16 protein-coding genes are annotated in these 15,164 nt (G+C 65.9%); 7 read left to right on the forward strand and 9 right to left on the reverse strand.

What is annotated here, in order from left to right; all coding sequences use genetic code 11:
- Nucleotides 1-9 precede the first annotated feature (9 nt).
- A complete protein-coding gene (locus YU3_RS0103895) occupies nucleotides 10-996 on the forward strand; it encodes a helix-turn-helix domain-containing protein (protein ID WP_027165015.1) in 987 nt (328 codons plus the stop codon).
- On the opposite strand, the gene YU3_RS0103900 is transcribed toward YU3_RS0103895, so the two are convergent.
- Nucleotides 983-1,540: a sugar O-acetyltransferase gene (locus YU3_RS0103900; RefSeq protein ID WP_027165016.1), complete on the reverse strand. Its 558-nt coding sequence runs from the start codon at nucleotides 1,538-1,540 to the stop codon at nucleotides 983-985. The genes YU3_RS0103895 and YU3_RS0103900 overlap by 14 nt on opposite strands.
- Before the next feature lie 131 nt (nucleotides 1,541-1,671).
- On the opposite strand from YU3_RS0103900, the gene YU3_RS0103905 reads away from it, so the two are divergent.
- The 4 genes from YU3_RS0103905 (at nucleotide 1,672) to YU3_RS0103920 (ending at nucleotide 5,997) form a co-directional block, all read left to right on the forward strand.
- Nucleotides 1,672-2,133 carry a membrane protein gene (locus YU3_RS0103905; protein WP_027165017.1) on the forward strand — a complete coding sequence of 154 codons (462 nt, stop codon included), beginning with the start codon at nucleotides 1,672-1,674 and terminating at the stop codon, nucleotides 2,131-2,133.
- Nucleotides 2,130-3,506: an FAD-containing oxidoreductase gene (locus YU3_RS0103910; RefSeq protein ID WP_027165018.1), complete on the forward strand. Its 1,377-nt coding sequence runs from the start codon at nucleotides 2,130-2,132 to the stop codon at nucleotides 3,504-3,506. The genes YU3_RS0103905 and YU3_RS0103910 overlap by 4 nt, the downstream gene beginning before the upstream one ends.
- 126 nt (nucleotides 3,507-3,632) lie before the next feature.
- Nucleotides 3,633-4,805, forward strand: coding sequence for an MFS transporter (locus YU3_RS0103915; RefSeq protein WP_027165019.1), 1,173 nt, complete (start codon nucleotides 3,633-3,635; stop codon nucleotides 4,803-4,805).
- 136 nt (nucleotides 4,806-4,941) lie between these two features.
- Nucleotides 4,942-5,997: a succinylglutamate desuccinylase/aspartoacylase family protein gene (locus YU3_RS0103920; RefSeq protein WP_027165020.1), complete on the forward strand. Its 1,056-nt coding sequence runs from the start codon at nucleotides 4,942-4,944 to the stop codon at nucleotides 5,995-5,997.
- A gap of 30 nt (nucleotides 5,998-6,027) precedes the next feature.
- Here YU3_RS0103920 and YU3_RS0103925 read toward each other — a convergent pair whose 3' ends face one another.
- The 7 genes from YU3_RS0103925 to YU3_RS35980 all read right to left on the reverse strand — a co-directional run bounded on the left by YU3_RS0103925 (nucleotide 6,028) and on the right by YU3_RS35980 (nucleotide 12,133).
- Complete coding sequence (locus tag YU3_RS0103925) at nucleotides 6,028-6,309, reverse strand: UxaA family hydrolase (protein WP_027165021.1); 282 nt, start codon at nucleotides 6,307-6,309, stop codon at nucleotides 6,028-6,030.
- Nucleotides 6,306-7,205, reverse strand: coding sequence for an NAD(P)-dependent oxidoreductase (locus YU3_RS0103930; RefSeq protein ID WP_027165022.1), 900 nt, complete (start codon nucleotides 7,203-7,205; stop codon nucleotides 6,306-6,308). Before YU3_RS0103930 ends, YU3_RS0103925 begins: the two co-directional genes overlap by 4 nt.
- Nucleotides 7,206-7,335: 130 nt before the next feature.
- Nucleotides 7,336-8,568, reverse strand: coding sequence for a PhnD/SsuA/transferrin family substrate-binding protein (locus YU3_RS38560; protein ID WP_027165023.1), 1,233 nt, complete (start codon nucleotides 8,566-8,568; stop codon nucleotides 7,336-7,338).
- A gap of 22 nt (nucleotides 8,569-8,590) precedes the next feature.
- Nucleotides 8,591-9,391: an ABC transporter ATP-binding protein gene (locus YU3_RS0103940; protein WP_027165024.1), complete on the reverse strand. Its 801-nt coding sequence runs from the start codon at nucleotides 9,389-9,391 to the stop codon at nucleotides 8,591-8,593.
- Complete coding sequence (locus YU3_RS35970; RefSeq protein WP_156913342.1) at nucleotides 9,388-10,140, reverse strand: ABC transporter permease; 753 nt, start codon at nucleotides 10,138-10,140, stop codon at nucleotides 9,388-9,390. The genes YU3_RS0103940 and YU3_RS35970 overlap by 4 nt, the downstream gene beginning before the upstream one ends.
- Entirely contained in the window at nucleotides 10,137-10,883 is a 747-nt protein-coding gene (locus tag YU3_RS35975; protein ID WP_156913343.1) for an ABC transporter permease, read from the reverse strand. The genes YU3_RS35970 and YU3_RS35975 overlap by 4 nt, the downstream gene beginning before the upstream one ends.
- Nucleotides 10,884-10,936: 53 nt before the next feature.
- Nucleotides 10,937-12,133: a UxaA family hydrolase gene (locus tag YU3_RS35980; RefSeq protein ID WP_051333842.1), complete on the reverse strand. Its 1,197-nt coding sequence runs from the start codon at nucleotides 12,131-12,133 to the stop codon at nucleotides 10,937-10,939.
- Between the two features lie 140 nt (nucleotides 12,134-12,273).
- Between YU3_RS35980 and YU3_RS38565 the strand changes: the two genes are divergently transcribed.
- Together YU3_RS38565 and YU3_RS0103965 are read left to right on the forward strand one after the other, a co-directional pair.
- Nucleotides 12,274-12,933, forward strand: coding sequence for a GntR family transcriptional regulator (locus YU3_RS38565; protein ID WP_051333843.1), 660 nt, complete (start codon nucleotides 12,274-12,276; stop codon nucleotides 12,931-12,933).
- Entirely contained in the window at nucleotides 12,930-13,811 is an 882-nt protein-coding gene (locus YU3_RS0103965; protein WP_027165025.1) for an SMP-30/gluconolactonase/LRE family protein, read from the forward strand. The genes YU3_RS38565 and YU3_RS0103965 overlap by 4 nt, the downstream gene beginning before the upstream one ends.
- 116 nt (nucleotides 13,812-13,927) lie before the next feature.
- Here YU3_RS0103965 and YU3_RS0103970 read toward each other — a convergent pair whose 3' ends face one another.
- On the reverse strand, nucleotides 13,928-14,761 hold the full coding sequence (locus YU3_RS0103970) for an SDR family oxidoreductase (protein ID WP_051333844.1): 834 nt from the start codon (nucleotides 14,759-14,761) through the stop codon (nucleotides 13,928-13,930).
- Nucleotides 14,762-15,164 lie beyond the last annotated feature (403 nt).

Raw genomic sequence — 15,164 nt, forward strand, 5'->3', positions numbered from 1 at the left:
ATGTCCGCCATGAAGAACCCGATCATTGCCGCTGTCGCCTTCGACGGCATAAGCCCGTTCCATCTCTCCGTGCCTTGCCTGGTGTTCGGCGCGGACCGCACGAAGCTTGGCCTGCCGCGCTTCGACTTCCGTGTCTGCGCGGCCGAGCAAGGGCCTATTCATACCGATGCCGGACTGAGCATCGTCGTGCCGCATGGACTATCCGCGCTCGACGAGGCCGACATCGTCATCATTCCGAGCTGGAAAGACCTCGAGGCGCCTCTGGCCGCGCCGTTCAAGGACGCGCTGCTACGCGCGCATCGGCGCGGCGCGCTGATCGTGGGCTTGTGTCTCGGCACCTTCGCCATTGCCGGCGCTGGCTTGCTTGCCGGACGGAAGGCGACCACCCACTGGGCCTATACGGATCAGCTACAGGCTCTGCATCCCGACATCGAGATCGATGCGAAGGTGCTCTATGTCGACGAGGGCGACATCGTCACCTCCGCCGGCGTCGCCGCCGGTCTCGACTGCTGCCTGCATATCGTGCGCGCCCGCTATGGCGCGGAAGCGGCACTTCGGCTTGCCCGCCACGTCGTGCTTTCTCCGCACCGGCAGGGCGGGCAGGCACAGTTCATCGAGCGCCCGCTCGCGCCGACGCCAAACGCCGACCGGTTCACGCAGGCTCTCGACCAGGTGCGGGCAACACCCGGCGAACCGCACAGTCTCGACAGCGTCGCCGACATGGCCGGCCTCACCCGCCGTACCTTCACGCGCCGCTTCCAGAAGTCGATCGGCACCAGTTTCGGCGACTGGCTTGCCGACCAGCGTGTCGCGCTGGCGCAAAGGCTGCTGGAGCAGACGGACAAATCGATGGACATGGTGGCCTTCGAAGCCGGCTTCGGCAGCGCCACGTCGCTGCGCCAGCACTTCGCCGCGCGGCTCAGAACGTCGCCGATGCAGTACAGGCGCGAATTTTCAAGAGTTGCTCAAACCGCAAACGTGCTCAGCGGCGCTTAACCGCGCGCGCCGGATTGCCAACCACCGTCGTGTTGGCCGGGACATCGCGCGTCACCACTGCGCCCGCGCCAACGATAGCGCCCTCGCCTATGCTGACGCCGGCCAGGATCACCGCGTTGCCGCCGATCCAGGCACTGTCGCCGATCGTCACCGGCCTGGCGATCTCCAGCCCGGCCAGCCGTCCAGTGGCTTCGCGGTGATGCTCGGCGCAGTAGATCTGCACATTGGGGCCGAGCAGCGTCCCGTTGCCGATGCGCACCGGCGCCGTGTCGAGGATGGTGCAGCCGGCATTGAGGAAAGTGCGATCGCCGAGGAACAGGTTGAAGCCATAGGCGCAGTGGAACGGCGCCTCGATGCGGGCCTCTTCGCCGACGCCGCCGAGCAGCGCCCGCAAGGCAGGACCCATATTGCCGCGCTGCCGGGGTGGCAGGCCGTTGTGCTCGAACTGCGCGTCGCGTGCCGTGACGCGCAGCGCCTCCAGCTCATCGTCGATACAGCTGTACCATTCGCCCGCCGCCATCTTCGTTCGTTCGCTTACCGTCATGGCCGCACCTCGGATCTGTCTGCTGCCAAAGCATAATCCATCGTCAGGCAAAAGCCCGTGGCCAAACGCCTGGCCTATGCTAGCCTGCTATCCTGGAACCGTGCGAGGTTCCGATCTTGAGGGGGTCGATCATGCTTTATAGCCTTGCACTGCTGATAGGTGTCGTTGCCGGCCTGCGCGCCATGACCGCGCCGGCAGCCGTTGCCTGGGGCGCCTGGCTAGGCTGGCTGCCGGTTGCCGGCACCTGGGCAAGCTTCATGGGCCACTGGATTGCCGTCGGCATCTTCACCATCCTGGCGATCGTCGAGCTGATCACCGACCAGCTGCCGTCGACGCCGAGCCGCAAGGTTCCGCAGCAGTTCGGCACGCGCATTGTCGTCGGCGCCTTCTGCGGCGCGGTGATCGGCGCCACGGCCGGCGCCACCATCGGCGGCCTGATCGCCGGCGCGATCGGCGCGGTGATCGGCACGCTGGGCGGCGCCGAGGCGCGCGGCCGGCTGGCCGCCGCTTTCGGCAAGGACCCGCCCGCCGCCTTCATCGAGGATGCGGTCGCCATCATCGGCGGGCTGCTGATCGTGGCGGCGGTGGCATGAGCGCGAAGAGCTTCGACGCCATCGTCATCGGCGCCGGCCAGGCCGGCCCGCCGCTCGTCGGGCGGCTCGAGGCCGCCGGCATGAAGGTTGCGCTGATCGAGCGCAAATTCATCGGCGGCACCTGCGTTAACACCGGCTGCATGCCGACCAAGACGATGGTGGCGAGCGCCTATGCCGCGCATCTCGCCCGGCGCGCCGCCGATTATGGCGTCGCGCTCTCGGGCCCCGTTGGCGTCGATTACAAGCGGATCAAGGCGCGCAAGGACAAGGTCACCAATGACGCCCGCGGCAATCTCGAAAAATGGATCGCCGGCATGAAGGGCTGCGCGCTCTATCGCGGCCACGCGCGTTTCGAATCCGCCGACACCGTGCGCGTCGGCGACGAGTTGCTGACCGCGCCAAAAATCTTCCTCAACACCGGCGGCCGCGCCTCGGTGCCCAACCTGCCCGGCGTCAACGAGGTGCCCTACCTCACCAACGCCTCGATGATGGATCTCGATGTGCTGCCCAGCCATCTGATCGTTGTCGGCGGCAGCTACATCTCGCTCGAATTCGCCCAGATGTTCCGCCGCTTCGGCTCCGAGGTCACCGTGATCGAGAAGGCGCCGCGGCTGACTGGCCGCGAGGACGAGGACACCTCGGCGGCCATTCTGTCGATCCTCGAAAACGAAGGCATCGCCGTCCATGTCGGCGCCGGCGATATAAGCTTCGCCAGGCAAGGCAGCGATATCGCCGTCAGCTTCGCCGCTGGCAGGCCGGCGGCGGTGGGCTCGCACGTGCTGCTGGCGCTGGGACGCACGCCCAACACCGACGATCTCGGTCTCGACAAGGCCGGCGTCGAGGTCGACCAGCGCGGCTTCATCGTCGTCGACGACCAGCTGCGCACCAATGTGCCTGGCATCTGGGCGATGGGCGACTGCAACGGCAAGGGCGCCTTCACCCACACCTCCTATAACGATTTCGAGATCGTCGCCGCCAACCTGCTCGACAACGACCCGCGACGGGTGAGCGACCGCATCGAAGCCTACGCGCTCTATATCGATCCGCCGCTTGGACGCTGCGGCATGACGGAAGCCGCCGTGAAGAAATCCGGCCGCCGCGCGCTGGTCGGCCAGCGGCCGATGACCCGTGTCGGCCGTGCCGTCGAAAAGGGTGAGACGCAAGGCTTCATGAAGATCCTGGCCGATGCCGACACCGGAGAAATCCTCGGCTGCTCCGTGCTTGGGCCGGGCGGCGACGAGGCGATCCACTGCGTGCTCGACCTTATGTATGCCAAGGCGCCGATCTCGACGCTGGCGCGCGCCATGCACATCCACCCGACCGTCTCGGAGCTGCTGCCGACCATCGCCCAGGAGCTGGAACCGCTGGCTTAGAGCTCCAGGTTCCCCCCGCAAAGCCGCTCTCGTCTTTCTGCATTGCTGCGTTGCAACAATGACGCTTGCGCGCCGAGCGCATCCAGAGCCAGTCTCGATTTTGAACCGATTCAGTCCGGATATCCCATGCCGCTGCCGATCCTAGCGCTTGCCATCGCATCCTTCTGCATCGGCACCACCGAATTCGTCATCATGGGTCTGCTGCCGGAAGTGGCCGCCGACCTCGGCGTCTCGATCCCCTCGGCCGGCCTTTTGGTCACCGGCTATGCGCTGGGCGTCGTGTTCGGTGCGCCGATCGTGGCCATGGCGACCGCGCGCCTGCCGCGCAAACCGGTGCTCGTCGGCCTCGCCACCCTCTTCGTCATCGGCAATCTCTTCTGCGCCATCGCGCCGAACTATTGGCTGCTGATGGCGGCGCGCGTCTTCACCGCATTCGGCCACGGCGCTTTCTTCGGCATCGGTTCGGTGGTTGCCGCGAGCCTGGTGCCGCGCAACAAACGGGCGAGCGCCATCGCCCTGATGTTCGCCGGCCTGACGCTTTCCAACATCCTCGGGGTTCCCGCCGGCACGGCGCTCGGCGAGGCTTTTGGCTGGCGCGCCACATTCCTCGCCGTGGTCGGCATCGGCCTGATCTCGGTCGCGGCCATCGCCTGGCTGGTGCCGTCGGATGTCGCGGAACCCAGCGGCGGCGGTCTGCTCGGCGAACTGCGCGTGCTCGGCAAGCTGCAGGTCTGGCTGGCGATGCTGATCGCCTCGCTCGCCTCCGCCAGCCTGTTCGCCGTATTCACCTACATCAAGCCTTACCTGACAGACGTCTCCGGCCTGTCGACGGCGACCGTCACCTGGGTGCTGCTGCTGTTCGGCGCCGGGATGACCATCGGCAACATCATCGGCGGCAGACTGGCCGACTGGAAGCTGATGCCGACAGTGATTGCCACACTGCTCGCCATGGCCTTGCTGTTCCTCGTCTTCACCGTGTTCGGCGCCATCGCAAGCGTAGCCGTGGCGATCGTCTTCCTATGGGGCATGCTGATCTTCATCGTCGTGCCGCCCCTGCAGATACGCGTCGTCGAAGCGGCTTCCGAAGGGCCTAATCTTGCAGCCACGCTCAACCAGGGCGCCTTCAATGTCGGCAATGCCGGTGGCGCCTGGATCGGCGGCCTCGCCATCTCCTGGGGCGTGTCCTACGCCAACCTGCCGCTGGTGGGCGCCGCGCTCGCCCTTATGGCCGTCGCGGTAGCCGTGCTGTCGCAGGCGTTCGACCGCCACGCCGTCCCGCAGGCGCAGCCGGCCGAATAAGGCTCGGCGTCTTCGCCGTAGCAGGCTTGGCGTCTTCGCCGTTGCCCTGCTGCCCCGACAGCGCGACGCGGCTGGACCACTCGACAGTCCGATCGCAAAAATGCATGGGTGAAACCTCTTCAGGCGGAGATGTCCCATGCAGAAAACGATCGAACGCATCGCCGGCGACAGCGAGGGCGTCGCTTACGAATTTCCGGTCTTCCGCTTCGAGGGCAAGGACAAGGCGGCCCCTTCCGCCTATCTGCAGGCGGCGCTGCATGCCGGCGAACTGCCGGGCGTCGTCGCCATCGACGCGCTGATGCCTATGCTGGTCAAGGCGGAGGCCGAGGGCCGCATCAAGGGCCCGATCACGATCGTGCCCTGGGCCAATCCGATCGGGCGAGCGCAATATCATTTCGGTGAGCATCAGGGCCGCTTCAATCTCGGCACAAGGACCAATTTCAACCGCTCCTTTCCGCTGCTTGCGGCGCCCGACGCCAGGCTCTTGCCGAATGTCAGCCTTGGCGGCGCCGATCGCCGGCTGAAGAACCGGCTCGTCCAGCTCTCGCTCGGCAACGACATCGTCCTTGACCTTCACTGCGACGACGAGGGCCTTGCCTATCTCTACATCCACACCAGCCTGTGGCCGCATATGGCCGACTGTGCCGCCGCGATGGGCGCCGAAGCCGTCTTGCTGTGGAGCGAGGACAATACCGGCACCTTCGAGGGCGCTTCGATCATGCCCTACCAGAACGTGCCCGCAGGCGTCGCGCGCTTCGACCGGCGCGTCGCCACCACGGTCGAATATCGCGGCATGCTCGATGTCGATGGCGCCCTGGCTGCGTCCGATGCCGAGGGCCTCTACCGCCTGCTGGTGACGCGTGGCGTCGTTCAGGACCCATCTGTCCCGAAATTCGAGAAATTTTCCGGCCCTGTGGTCCCGCTGGGAAACATCGACATGATGCCCTCGCCTCGGGCCGGCGCAATCCTTTACGACGTCAAGCCCGGCGACCGCGTCAGGAAAGGCGACAGGCTGGCGACGATCGTCCATGCGCCCGGCGAGGCCGGCGGCCGCACGGAAGTGTTTGCCCCGCAGTCCGGCTTCATCCTGACCCGCCGCTCGCGCCGCATCATCCGCGCCGGCGAGGACCTTTTGAAGCTCGCCGGCGACGGCAGGAGCAGCGACGCGCGCTCGGGCACGCTGGAGGACTGAGGCCCTCATCCGTCGACGGGAAGCCTCGGATCAAAGGCCGCGCAGGCTTTCCAGATTGTGCACATGGACATGGTCGCCGGCGGCGACGGGCGCCGTCAGCCGGCCGATGACTTCGCCGTATTTGCGGATACTGGCACCGGCCGGCAGATCGCGCAGCGCCAGTTTGTGCCCGGCATCGAGCGATGCGCCGGCCGTGAGCAAGAGCCCTTCGCGGGCCCCGCGCGTCGCAACGCTAGCCCCTGCTTCGACCGGCCCGACCAGCACCGCGACATCGTCGTCCGCATGCAGCACGATGGCGCCCGACACCGTCATGCGCTTGCCAGCCGAACCTGCACGCCGGCCGCGTCTTCCCTGAGTTTCAGCACCGCGCCGACATCCTTGCCGGCCATGCCGGCGTCCATCGTCTCCGCAAGCACCGCAAGCGTGGCGGCGCCAACCGGCGCTTCCAGGCCGAGCGCCTGGTTCATCGCCAGCGCCAGGCGGCAGTCCTTATGGGCCAGCTTGATCATGAAGCCTGGTTCGAAGTCGCCCTTGAGCGCGCGGTTGTGCATGGCGACCGCGAGCTGCTGGTTCCAGGCCATCGTCGTCTTCAGCACGCTGATCATCGTGTCGAGCGTCAGCCCGGCCTTGGCGCCGGCGACCAGCGCCTCCGAGCTGGCGGTGATCAGCACGCTGGCCAGAAGATTGTTGGTGAGCTTCATGGCCTGACCCATGCCGAGCGCGCCGCAATGGATGAGGTCCGTGCCCATCGCCGACAGGATGGGACGGGCGCGCTCCAGCACCGCGGCATCGCCGCCGATCATCAGCGTCGACGTGCCGGCAATCGCGTGCTCGACGGTCTTGCCCACCGGGCTGTCGATCATGTCGACGCCGCGCGCGGCGAGCCACGCCCCGACCCGTTGCGTGGTCTGCGGGTCGATCGTGCTCATGTCGACATAGAGGCTGCCGGATTTCAGCCCATGACCGATGCCGTCGTCGCCGAGCACGGCCGCCTCGACGTCGGGCGCGTCCGGCAGCATCGTGATGACCACGTCCGATCGCTCGGCCACCTCACGCGGCGACGCCGCCGCCCGGGCGCCCGCGTCCACGAGCTTCGCCACCGACGCCGGATTGAGATCGAACACGGTGAGCCCAAATCCCGCCTTGAGGACGTTGCGGGCCATCGGAGCGCCCATGGTTCCAAGCCCGACAAAACCTATTTCGGTCATCAATGCTTTCCTTCACTAACGTCACGGCATGATCCCAAAAGCGGAGTCCGGTTTTTGGAAAAGATCATGCTCAAGCAGGTAGACAGAACTCCATCCCGATCTCCCCGGGATGGGGCTCTGGGGACGCGCCTCAGGAGGGCGCTTTCCACTGGTCGAGCTGCCAGGCCGGCAGGCCACGCAGGTCCTTGGCGCTCTTGTCGGTGAAGCCGCTCTCGTCCGGCACCTTGCCGGTCCCCTCATAGGCCTTCTGCAGCAGCGGAGCCGCCTTGCCGAAGGCCGCCTTGACCTGATCCCAGCTCAGCGCCTCGGGGATCATCTTGCCCGCAACCATGAACTGGGAGATCTGGCTGACCGCGGCCGCATCGCCTTCCGTCGGCCAGATCCAGCCGCGCTGGAAAAGCACTTCGTCGCCGATGACCTTGGCGCCAAGCGTGGGATCGAGCCCCCAATATTTGTTGACTGATTGCGAAATGTCCTTCGGATCGATTTTCTGCAGTTCCGCCAGCGCCCGCTGAGCGGCGACCAGGAAGGCTTGGCCGATCGGCGCGTCATCGCCGACGATGCGGTCGCTGCAGATCCAGAAGGAACGGTGCAGATAGTAGCCGTCGGGGTAGAATTTCGACTTCTTGACGCCCGGCAGCAAGTGCCCTTCGCCCTCGCCCGCCGGTCCGCTGTAGCCGGCCTCGGTGTAGCCGAAGGAATTCATGATGCCCGTCAGCCCGGTCTCGGCATTGGCCTTCAGGAAGGCCGGGTAGATCACGACCGACGCGTCCATGCCTTGCGGCAGGGATGCGGCCACCGCCTGCGTCGGCGTGTTGACGATGTTGATGTTGAACGCGCGCGGATCGGCGTCGCCCAGTTCCTGCAGCAGCATCTGCGAGAGCGCGTTGTAGGGGTCGCCGCCGACCAGCGCGCCGACGGTCTTGCCCTTCAGGTCCTCGATGTTCCTGATCGGCGAACCCTTGCGGGTCGCGAGCACCATGCGCATGTGGCCTTCGCCCACGGTCAGGATGTTTATCGGCTGCGCCTGCGACAGCAGGCGCACGATCGGCGTGTTGCCCCACATGCCGATGTCGAGATCGCCTGAGACGAAGGCCTCGACCATGGGCAGGGCTGAAGGATAGTCGCGCCAGTCGACCGTCAGGTCATAGCCGAGTTCGGCCACCGCCTTCTCCAGCAGCTTCTCGTTGATCATGCGCTGTGTCAGCGGCGAGTTGCCGGCGGCGTAGGGCTGGCGGCCGATCGACACTTTCGCCGCCTTGCGGTCCTGCGCCCGCACGATCGCGGGCATGGCCAAGGCGCCCGCGGCGGCGCCCGCAAGGAACATGCGCCGGGTGAAAATGCTCTGCGTAAATCTTGTCATGACATTCCTCCGTCCTGTCGTGTCAGTTCATCGTTGCGCGATATGCTTCTTCGCGGATCAGCTCCCAGATCGACTGGCAAAGCCTGGCGAACTCGCCTGAGCGGCGGGTCGCGTCGCCACGCGGCCTCGGCAGGTTGATGTCGACGATCTGCTTCAGCCGGCCGGGATGGCTGCTCAGCACCGCCACCCGATCGGCCAGGAACACGGCCTCGTCGATGGCATGGGTTATGAAAACGACCGTGCGCCGTTCCGGCGCCGGGCGGTCCTGCCCCCAGATCCGCAGCAATTCGTCCTGCAGGATCACGCGTGTCTGCGCGTCGAGCGCGGCCAGCGGCTCGTCCATCAAAAGGATCTCCGGCTCGTTCGCCATCAGCCGCGCCAGCGCGACGCGCTGGCGCATGCCGCCCGAGAGCTGGTGCGGATATTTCTCCTGCGAGCCCGTGAGCCCTACCATCTCGATGGTGCGCTCCACGCGCTCGGTGCGCTCGGCCGGCGAAAGCCCCTGCCCGGCCGGCCCGTAGACCAGTCCGAACTCGACATTGCCACGCACCGTGCGCCACGGAAACAGCGCGTAGTCCTGGAACATCACGCCGCGCTCGGCGCCTGGTCCTTCGATCGGCTTGCCGTTCAGCATCATGGTGCCGGACGTCGCAGGCTCGAGGCCGGCCAGCATGTTGAGGACCGTCGTCTTGCCGCAGCCCGAGGGTCCGACGATGGCGAGGAACTCGCCATCCCTGATGTCCAGCGACAGCTTCTCGACGGCGACGACCGAGCCGCCGAAGAACTTGCTGACCGCATCGAGCCGGATTTTCGGCGTGCTCATATCCGGCTCCACGGTACGGTGATGGCGAGTGCCCAGCGCAAGGCGCGGTCGAGGGTGAAGGCGACGATGCCGACCGCGATCATGCAGACGACCATGCCGTTCAGATCGATCGAGTAGGCGTAGAAGACGAACATCATCTGGCCGATGCCGCCGCTGCTGCCGGACTTGGCACCGACCGCAAGCTCGGCGGCTATGATTGCCGTCCAGGCAATCCCCAATCCGATGCGCATGCCGACGAGGATCGACGGCAAGGCCGCCGGCAGCAGCACCACGCGCATGCGGGTGAGCGGCGTGAGCCCCATGGTGAGCGCTGCGCGCATCAGGCTGGGTTCGATGCGCTTCACGCCCGCGATGGCGTTGATCAGGATCGGGAAAAAGGCGGCATAGGCGACGATCGCGACAGCGGCGCCCGAGCCCGAGCCCAGCCAGAGGATGACGAGCGGCAGGATGGCGAGGGCCGCGATCGGGCGGAACGTCTCCACCAGAGGATCGAGATTGCGCTCGACCGTCGGCATGCTGCCCATGGCGATGCCGAGTGGAACTGCCAGGCACGCGGCTATCGCAAAGCCTGCAAAGACGCGTCCGAGACTGGTGGCGAGGCCGGAGAGGAGATCGCCCGTCCGCACCATGGCGATCGCGGCTTCGAGCACGGTGCTGGGGCGCGGCGCCTGGACCGAGCCCGAAGCGAGAAGCTGCCAGCCCACAAGGAGCAGCACCGGAACGAGGAGGCGGAGCGCCACGCGTTTCATTGCGCCGCTCCGGTCTGCGCCCACGGGGTCAGGACCCTCGAAAGCTGGCGCAGGCCCTTGTCGGTCAGGAAGCCGAGCAGGCCAATCGTAACGATGAAGGCCATCACCGTCGGTGTGGACAACATGCTGCGATAATACTCGATCGCATAGCCCAGTCCGTTCGGCGCGCCGACCAGCTCGGCGGCGACGACGGCGGTCCAGGACGCCGCCACCGCAAGCCGAGCCGAAACAAGGATCGCCGGCAGCGCCGCCGGCACGATGACGCGCCGCATGATCGTCGACCTGGACAGGCCCATCGTGCGCGCAGCGGCGATGAGGCGCCTGTCGACGGCGGCGGCGCCCGCGGCGGTACCGACCAGCAACGGAAAGAACGCCGTGTAGAACATGATGAACAGCGGCAGCCGATGGCCGATGCCGAAGAGATAGAGCGCAAGCGGTATCCACGCGATGCCGGCGATCGGCCGCAGCATCTCGACTGGCAGTTCGAGCAGGTCGTTCCACAGGCGGCTTCGGCCCATCAGCAGACCGAGCGGCACGGCAATGACGACCGCGGCCAGCATGCTGGCGGAAAGCCTTGCCAGGCTGATCAGCGCATTGCCGAACAACTCGCCGTTGAGCGCGGTGTCACGAAGCGCCGCAGCGACGGCCAGCGGCGACGGCAGCAGGAGTTTCGACGGCACGAGCAGCGATCCGGCGTACCAAGCAAGCACGAACAGTGCCATCGTGCGCAGATAGACCAACACTCCGCCCAGCCGCGTGGGGCCGGCCGCTTTCGCGTTTGTTGAGGAGACCACGCTCAAAGCGAACCCCGTATCCGGGTCGGAACTTCCAGTCCCTCTCCCAATATCTCGCCGAAGGTGAGCGTGCCGCCGGCGACATTGAATATCGTTGCGAGCAGCCGTCGAGCGGCCTCGTCTATTGTCTCGGTTCCTTCCGAGACCGGGCTGGCGTCGAAATCGATCTGCTCGAGAAGCCGGCGCGCGGTCTCGCGCCTGGCCGTGATCTTGATTGTCGGCGCGAGCGCGCTCGCCGTGCTGTTGCCGGGCCCGGTCGTGAACAGCATGAGCTGGGCGCCGGCCGCGGTGAAGCCGGTCATCGATTCCGGCGAGAAGGACGGGCCGTCCATCAGATAGAGCCCGCCGGTGGCCGGTGGCTCGGCGACGGCTAGCATCCCGTCGATGCGGCAGCTCCCTGTCTTTGCCACCGCCCCGAGCGATTTTTCCTCGATCGTGCTCAGCCCGCCCCGAATATTTTCCTCGCCGGGATTGTTGCCGGTCAGGCTGCGGCCCGACGAGCTGGCAAAGCTTTCCCTGCGCTCCACCGCCCGCAGGATTTCCTGCGCGATCGACGGATCGCGGGCGCGACCGGCCAGGATGTGCTCGGCACCCAGCCACTCGACGGTCTCGCCGGCAATGACGGTCGCGCCATGCGACACCAGGAGATCGACCACGGCGCCGACGACCGGATTGCTGATCAGACCGGAGGTTGCGTCGGAATGACCGCATTCGACGCCAACGACCAGTTTTGTTCCCGGCAGAGTTTCGCGACGGGCGCGGGAGGCCTCGCGCAGCAGCGCGGCACCTCGCCTGATGCCCTGCTCCAGGACCGAAAGCATGTCTTCCTCCTGCTCGGCGAAGGAGACGCTGGCGGCCGGCTTGCCGCTCTTTGAGATGCGGGCCGAAACCACCGCGGTCGTCGCCGCGTCGACACCAACGACCAGCACCGCGCCCACGTTGGGGTTGCGGCCAAGGCCGACAAGTTGATCAACGTGCAATCCGAGATCCGGTTCGACATGGCCCCTGCCGCCGCTCGTGGCCGCCAAGAGCGCGCCCTCCAGGCTGGCGGCGATCCGCTCGCTGACCCGCAGCGCAAGCCCGTTGATGCACAGGATGAGCACGTGATTGCGGATTCCGGCGCTGCCATCGGCCCGCTTGAAACCGCAAAAGGACGGCAGGCGATCGATTTCCCCGTTATCGGAGGCAAATGAAGGCATCTGGCGTTTCCATAATGTCGCTCGGGGCGATCTGTTGGCAAATCTCATATTTGATCAAATGTTCCGTTGGCAAGGGCAAAATTGACTTCTCTTGACGACCGTGCGAGCAATATTTGCTCAAATCCGGGTAGCGGGGACATATGGCGCGGATTCCCGACGTTCAAAAACTGCTTCGTGACGACATCATCTCCGGAGTCATTCCGTTCGGTTCGCGGCTGAGGATCGATGAGTTGGCGAGCCGCTACGGCGTGAGCCACATGCCCGTGCGCGAGGCACTGCGCGCGCTGAGCGGCACCGGTCTGGTGGTGCTGGAGCCAAATCGCGGCGCCCGCGTCAGAACCGTCCACATGTCCTTCGTTGTGGACCTTTTCGACATCCGCAGCGCCATCGAGACCATGCTTGCGCGGCGCGCCAGCGAGCGCCGCACCGCCGAGCATTTGCGCGACTTGAAAGCAGCCGAGGAATTGCTGGAGGCACGTGTGGCGAGCGAGGACTTTCTTGCCGTCCCCCATGCTAACAACATCTTCCACGGCGTCATCAATGAAGCCGCCGGCAATCCCGGCGCCCTGTCGATGGTGGATCGCAACTGGCTCCTGGTGGCGGCGATCTGGCAGCGCTACGGCTATGACGAGGCGCGCTTCCACGGCGTCATCGACGACCACCGCCACATCATCCACGCCATCGAGCGCCAGGATGCGGGCTCGGCCGCCTTGCTGATGGGAGCGCATATCGAGAAGGCTAAGCATGACCTTCTGGACAGGATCGCCGTCAATCCTAAGCCAGACATCGGCCTGCAATGACTGTCGCCATAGAGTTCGACGTCGCCGCGAAGACGGGCGACACGCTGGGCGAAGCGCCGACCTGGCATCCGCATACCGGCGAGTTCTTCTGGATCGATCTGCGCCGCCCTTGCCTGCATAGGCTGCAGCCGGAAAGCGGGAGCGTGACCTCATGGCCGATGCCCGACGTGATCGGCTCCGTCGTGCCGCGGGCGACGGGCGGCGTGGTCGTCGCGCTCGGCCAGGGCCTTCGCCTTTTCGATCCGGACAGCGGCCGGCTCACCCCGCTGACCACGGTCGAATACGGGCCGCCGCAACATCGCCTGAACGACATGAAGTGCGATCCCGCCGGCGGCATAATCTGCGGCAGCATGTGGGACTACGGATTGCATCCATCGGGCGCGCTGTACCGGGTCGACGCGACAGGGCGCCCGACTCTGCTCCGCGAGCGGATCGCCGTGCCCAATGCGCTCGCTTTCAGCCCGGATGGACGCACGCTCTACTTCGCCGATACCAGGAAGGGCGACATCGAGCGCGCGGACTTCGATCCGGCCGATGGGCGCGTCGGCCAATGGTCGAAGTTCGTCGCCGCGCAGGCGGCGCCGGGCCGGCCCGATGGTGCGACGGTCGATGCGGAGGGCTTCCTGTGGAATGCACGTTACCAGGGCGGCGCCCTCGCACGCTTCGCGCCCGACGGCACGCTCGACAGGCTGGTGCAACTGCCGGTCAGCCAGCCGACGTCATGCGCCTTCGGCGGCGAGGGACTGCGAACCCTTTATGTGACCACCGCGACCCAGACGCTGAATGAGATGGAACGAGCGGAACAGCCACTTGCCGGATCCCTGCTGGCGATCGACGCCGGCGTGGCGGGCCTGCCGGAACTGATGTTCGCCGGCTAAAGCAATTCCAGGAAAGGTGCGCGGCTGTTTTCCGTCGGGAATTGCACAAAAACAATGGTCAGAGCAGTTTGGCGTTCCACGAAACGATCAACTGCTCCGGACTCGGAAACGCGCCGCTATTGCCAGCCGAGGTGACGTCCTCCAGTCGCCTGCAGATCGATGCCGGTGATGAAACTGCCGGCATCGGAGCACAGAAGCAGTGCCGCTCCAGCCATCTCGCTTGCCTCCCCCGCCCGCTGTATCGGCGCTGAATTCTTCTGGATATCCGCCCACTTTGCCGCATCCTGGCGCCGCCAGCGATTGCGCTCGGTGATGACAAGGCCCGGCGACAGATTGTTGATCGTCACGCCGTGCGGTGCGTAGTCCTTGGCGAGATTGAATGACAGATTGTGCTGCGCGCTCTTCAGCGCAGCATAGACGGCAAGGTCGGATTCGGGGCGGGTCTGGTTGATGCTTCCAATCGTCAGCACCCGGCCCCAGCCATTGTCCTTCATAGCGGGCAGCGCAGCCTGGAAGAGTTCGATCGTCGCCCTGAAATTGATCTGGATCTGGCGCTCGACCTGATCAGCCGGCAGTTCGAGAAAAGGCGTCCGGTACTGGATGGAGGCGCAGACGACGAGCACGTCGATGCCGCCGAGCGCCTTGATCGCATCCTGGACGCAGCGTGTCGCCTCGCCGGGCTCGGCGAAATCGGCGTCGATCGCGACCCCTCGCCGGCCCTTTTCACGGACTTCGCGCACCGCGTCGGCGGCCGCCTCGGGTTGTCCGAACGCAATGTCGGCGGCGCGGGCGGAATGGACGGCCACATCGGCGCCGGCCTCCGCGAAAACCCTGACGATCTCGCGGCCGATGCTGATGCTGCCGCCGGTGACGAGCGCGCGTCGCCCTGCCATCGAGAAGCGGCGGGCCAGGAGCAGCGCGTTTTGAGTATCGATTTCGTCGTGCGGCATTCCAGTTGGCCCTTCGGTGATTTGATCATACCTATTCATCGAACGTTACAGGACGCGCTGAGATGTCAAGGACGGATCATCGAACTTTTCATGTTTTGATCAAACTTATGCCTCATGAGCTCACATGCGATCGATTGCTGGTCCGACCGCGAGGATCGGCCGACCGCCCATCTCTGCCGGCAGCGCGAGATATCGAAGCCGGCTTAAGCTCTCTTGCACCTCGCACAGCAGGCGATTGCCTCGTCCGACGAGTTCCCTGATTCCGCTTGCCGATCCAGTCATTCGCCGCTATGGGAGTCGGCATGAACATGCGTTCGAACAAGACCGTTTGGTGGTGGGCTCGCTGACAGCGGCCGGTTCGAACGCGCGTGCGTAAAGAGAGGGTGGCCGCAACGGAATGTCC

The sequence above is a fragment of the Mesorhizobium sp. WSM3224 genome (assembly GCF_000427725.1).
In the GTDB taxonomy this organism is placed as follows: Bacteria; Pseudomonadota; Alphaproteobacteria; order Rhizobiales; family Rhizobiaceae; genus Mesorhizobium.